A 3884-nucleotide genomic window follows, 5' to 3' on the forward strand; every position below is an offset into this window, starting at 1 on the left:
CGGCTTCGTCACCGAGGCCGCCCTCCACAACATCCCCATGGCCGAAACCATGGCCCTCACCGGGCATCGCTCTCCTGCCTCCGTGCTCGGGTACTTCAGGAAGGGCGAGGTGCTCTCCATGCGCGGGGCCGCGCTGTTGGATGCCAGTGCGGACGGGGATGTCAAGGACCGCAAGAAGGGCAAGTGAACAAAGGCAGGCACAATGTCGGGTTCCTGCGCGCGACCATTACATGAACATCATCATCCTCGACGACTACCAGGACGCCGTGCGCAAGCTGCGGTGTGCCGAACGTCTGGAACTACAGAACGTCAAGGTCTTCACCAACACGGTCAAGGGCATCGGCCAGTTGTCCGTGCGGCTGAAAGACGCCGAAATCCTGGTGCTGATCCGGGAACGCACGCACTTTCCGCGCGCGTTGCTCGAAAAACTCCCACGCCTGAAGCTCATCGCCCAGACCGGCCGCGTCGGCTCGCACATCGATGTCGAGACCTGCACCCGCCTGGGCATCGCGGTGGCGGAAGGCGTCGGCTCGCCACTGGCGCCGGCCGAGCTGACCTGGTCGCTGATCATGACGGCCATGCGCCGGCTGCCGCAGTACATCGGGAATCTCAAGCACGGCGCCTGGCAGCATTCGGGCCTGAAAGCCGGTTCCATGCCGCCGAACTTCGGCCTGGGCATGCGGCTGAACGGCAAGACGCTCGGCATCTGGGGCTATGGCCGCATCGGCAAGCTGGTGGCGGGCTACGGCCGGGCCTTCGGCATGAAGGTGCAGGTCTGGGGCAGCGAGCTGTCGCGCTTGCAGGCGGTGGCCGACGGGTTCGAGGCCGCCGAGAGCCGCGAGGCGTTTTTCAGCGATGCGGACGTGCTCAGCCTGCACCTGCGCCTGAGCGAGGACAACCGCGGCCTGATCACCATGGACGATCTGGCGCGGATGAAGCCGACCTCGCTGTTCGTCAACACCTCGCGGGCGGAACTGGTCGGTGACACCTTGCTGGTGACGGCGCTCAACCGGGGCCGCCCCGGCATGGCGGCGGTCGATGTCTTCGAGAGCGAGCCGATCCTGCAAGGCCATCCGCTGCTGCGCCTCGAAAACGCGGTCTGCACGCCGCACATCGGCTATGTGGAACTCGACACCTACGAGAACTACTTCCGCGCAGCGTTCGACAACGTGTCTGCCTACCTGGCCGGTACCCCGACCAACATCGTCAACCCGGACGCCTTCAAGCTCCATCCAGGGTTGTGACGTGAAGGTGGCGGCGTCCTTGCCCGTGGTCGCCGCCGGCAGCGTGGACGGCCCGGCGCTGCTGGCCAGCCAGCGCGCCCTGCGGTTCGGCAACTTCACCATCGGCTGCGGCGTGATGGTGGTGCCCGGCTCGCTCAATGACCTGGTGCGCTCGCTGGAGATTTCGGTCGCACTCGGCGGGCAGCTCATCAGCGTGGGTGCCATTGGCATGTGCCTGGGCGCGCCACTGCTGGCGGCCTTGCTGGCGGGTTGGGATCGGCGGCGGCTGCTCACCCTGACGCTGCTCTGGTACGGACTCGGGCACCTGCTCTGCGCCTTCGCTCCCAGCTATGCGGCCTTGCTGCCGCTGCGGGCGCTTGCGGTGCTGGGTGCGGCGGTGTTCACGCCGCAAGCGGGGGCGGCGATGGGCTTCATGGCGCCGCCCGAGCAACGCGGCCGGGCCATTACCACGATTTTTCTCGGCTGGTCCTTCGCGTCGGTACTGGGCATGCCGCTGCACGCCTACATCGGCGAGGCGTTCGGATGGCGCTGGGCGTTCGGACTGGTGGCGGTGCTGGGGCTGGTGGGCGCGGGCTGGGTCTGGCGGGTGCTGCCGTCCGGGGTGAAGCCGCCGGTGTTGTCGATGCGGGCGTGGTCCGAGGTGTTCACGCACCCGGTGCTGATGGCGGTGGTCGTGGTCACGGCCTTGAGCGGCGCGGGCCAGTTCACGCTGTTCGCCTACATCGCGCCCTATTACCGCCAGGTGCTGGGCGCCACGCCGCTGGAGGTGAGCCTGCTGTTCATGTGGTTCGGCGCCTGGGGGCTGGCGGGCAACGTCGTGCTCAGTCGCCATGTGGACCGGATCGGCGCAGCACGGGCCGTCGGGCTGTACCTGTCCGGGATTGCGCTGAGCCTGCTGGTGCTGCCGGTGGCGTCGCGGCCGTGGATGGTGGCGCTGGTGATGGTTCCCTGGGGCTTCGGCACCTTCGCCTCGAACTCCGCGCAGCAGGCCCGGCTGGGCCACGCCGCACCGCTGCTGGCGCCGGCGCTGCTGGCCCTCAACACCTCCGCGATCTACCTCGGGCAGGCGATCGGCGCGATGTCGGGCGGCGCGATCATCAGCGCGGCGGGGTTCGGATCGCTCCACTGGGTCGGGCTGGGCTGGACGCTGCTGGCCTTGACGCTCAGCGGCTGGGCGGCACGCCGCATGCTGCGCGATCCGGACCATGTCTGACACTGATGCCTTGGACGCAGGGACAAGGCTGACGCGCCCTGCGTCGCCGATGGCGATGTTCTGGGTCTTCAGCCGGCTCGCGCTGCAGGGCTTCGGCGGGCTGATCGCGCTGACGGTCGGGGTGATGCTGTGGACGAAGTTGACATCCTCCCCGCCCTAAAGGACGGGGATTCCTCCTGCGAGACGCGCATGTCCGCGCGCGGCGATGTTCCTGGCGGCGTTCACGTCGCGGTGGTGTTCCGCGCCGCAATCGCAGCATGTCCATCGCCTCATTCGCAGACCTGTCCTACCTTTCGGACTGCTGGCGGGTATGCCCCCGCAGCGCGAGCAGGTCTGGGTTGTGTAGGCTTCATTTACCTCCTCGAACACGATGCCGGCCTGATGGCTCTTGTATTCCAGCATCGTTTTCAGCATTGACCATCCGGCGTCCAGCGTGGACTTCGCCATCTTGGTCTTCACCATCGCTTTCGCCTGCACGTTCCCGACGAAGATCGCCGCGTTGCGCTCGACCAGCCCGGTGCTGAACTTGTGCATCGCGTCCTTGCGCGTGTTGGCGATCTTCGCGTGGATCGCGCGCACCCGGTTCTTCTTCCCGGCGCGCTGGGCGATCCCCAGCGCGCCCTCATGCTTGCGGTACAGGCCGGACGCCAGCTCTTCGCCGTCCGAGCACGTCGCTGCAGTCTTCAGGCCGAGGTCGATACCGATCAGCCCAGTGCCAGCCGACTTCAGCACGTCCACCTTGACGCACACGTTCAGGTACCACCGGCCGCGCGCGTCCTGCGAGAACGATCCTGCGCGCAGATCGAACCGGCTCAGCCCGTAGCTGTCCCACAGACTGAACCTGTGCCCGAGAAAAGCGATCTGCCCGGCCTTGTACTTCGCGCCGCCCGCCTTGAACGGCACCCAGCCCAGCGAATGCTTCGCCGCCTTCGCGTTCGACACCCGCCAGTTCAGCCTCGACTTCTTGAACTGCTTGCGCCGGGTGGCGTACTCCTCGCACACCAGTTGCACCGTGGCGCTACCGATCCGCACGCCCTCGCACTTCGAGTACCCCGCCGTGAGCTTCTGCAGGTCGAACCCGCTCAGCCACTTTCCGCGCTCGCGGATCGCCCGCGAACTGGTCTCGTTACAGTAGTTCCACACCTGATTGACCTCGCGCGCCATCAAGGACAGCACGCCCGCGTGCTTGTCCTTGATGCGCAGCTTGAGGGTCTTCACGGCTTCCATCCGACAACTGTATTTCCATACATGTCGCTTGACAAGCCGTTCCGGCTTGAACGCTCGACCCCGGGCTGAACCTCGGGGCTTGTCGCTTCGTCCGGTCAGTCCGATGTGGCTGATCGGGCTGGGGGCGGTCGCGGGCATGCTGGGCTGGGTCTGAGTCGCCCAGCCCGTCCGCTCAGCGCGGACTCTCGTAGAACACGTAG

At 66.9% G+C, this 3884-nt stretch carries 4 protein-coding genes and 1 pseudogene; 4 read left to right on the forward strand and 1 reads right to left on the reverse strand.

Annotated elements, in window-relative coordinates; all coding sequences use genetic code 11:
• The 4 genes and pseudogenes from QZW52_RS18825 to QZW52_RS18840 form a co-directional block, all read left to right on the forward strand.
• Positions 1-187 (forward strand): annotated as a pseudogene (locus QZW52_RS18825) (integrase); the annotation flags it as partial.
• A 43-nt stretch (positions 188-230) separates the two neighbouring features.
• Entirely contained in the window at positions 231-1244 is a 1014-nt protein-coding gene (locus QZW52_RS18830; protein ID WP_294001607.1) for a D-2-hydroxyacid dehydrogenase family protein, read from the forward strand.
• Between the two features lie 25 nt (positions 1245-1269).
• Positions 1270-2457 (forward strand): MFS transporter, encoded by a 1188-nt coding sequence (locus QZW52_RS18835; RefSeq protein WP_363227070.1) that lies wholly within the window; start codon positions 1270-1272, stop codon positions 2455-2457.
• On the forward strand, positions 2450-2617 hold the full coding sequence (locus QZW52_RS18840; RefSeq protein ID WP_294001611.1) for a hypothetical protein: 168 nt from the start codon (positions 2450-2452) through the stop codon (positions 2615-2617). Before QZW52_RS18835 ends, QZW52_RS18840 begins: the two co-directional genes overlap by 8 nt.
• On the opposite strand, the gene QZW52_RS18845 is transcribed toward QZW52_RS18840, so the two are convergent.
• Positions 2614-3684: an RNA-guided endonuclease InsQ/TnpB family protein gene (locus tag QZW52_RS18845; RefSeq protein ID WP_294001613.1), complete on the reverse strand. Its 1071-nt coding sequence runs from the start codon at positions 3682-3684 to the stop codon at positions 2614-2616. The two genes, QZW52_RS18840 and QZW52_RS18845, sit on opposite strands and share 4 nt — an antisense overlap.
• Positions 3685-3884: the final 200 nt, after the last annotated feature.

It is taken from the genome of Sphaerotilus sp., from assembly GCF_013299175.1.
Taxonomy (GTDB): domain Bacteria; phylum Pseudomonadota; class Gammaproteobacteria; order Burkholderiales; family Burkholderiaceae_C; genus Sphaerotilus.